1 rRNA gene (only partly in view) is annotated in these 723 nt (G+C 48.3%); it reads right to left on the bottom strand.

Annotated features, from left to right (window positions below):
• Positions 1-90: 90 nt before the first annotated feature.
• Positions 91-723 (bottom strand): 16S ribosomal RNA (locus FPQ13_RS12970) (it continues 928 nt past the right edge of the window).

The following is a 723-nucleotide window of genomic DNA, read 5'->3' on the forward strand; positions in this document are numbered from 1 at the left end:
ATTTGAATGTTAAATAAACATTCAAAACTGAATACAATATGTCACGTTATTCCGCATCTTCTGAAGAAGATGTTCCGAATATATCCTTAGAAAGGAGGTGATCCAGCCGCACCTTCCGATACGGCTACCTTGTTACGACTTCACCCCAATCATTTGTCCCACCTTCGACGGCTAGCTCCTAAAAGGTTACTCCACCGGCTTCGGGTGTTACAAACTCTCGTGGTGTGACGGGCGGTGTGTACAAGACCCGGGAACGTATTCACCGTAGCATGCTGATCTACGATTACTAGCGATTCCAGCTTCATGTAGTCGAGTTGCAGACTACAATCCGAACTGAGAACAACTTTATGGGATTTGCTTGACCTCGCGGTTTCGCTGCCCTTTGTATTGTCCATTGTAGCACGTGTGTAGCCCAAATCATAAGGGGCATGATGATTTGACGTCATCCCCACCTTCCTCCGGTTTGTCACCGGCAGTCAACTTAGAGTGCCCAACTTAATGATGGCAACTAAGCTTAAGGGTTGCGCTCGTTGCGGGACTTAACCCAACATCTCACGACACGAGCTGACGACAACCATGCACCACCTGTCACTTTGTCCCCCGAAGGGGAAGGCTCTATCTCTAGAGTTGTCAAAGGATGTCAAGATTTGGTAAGGTTCTTCGCGTTGCTTCGAATTAAACCACATGCTCCACCGCTTGTGCGGGTCCCCGTCAATTCCTTTG

The sequence above is a fragment of the Allobacillus salarius genome, assembly GCF_007559425.1.
GTDB classification, from domain to species: domain Bacteria; phylum Bacillota; class Bacilli; order Bacillales; family Alkalibacillaceae; genus Allobacillus; species Allobacillus salarius.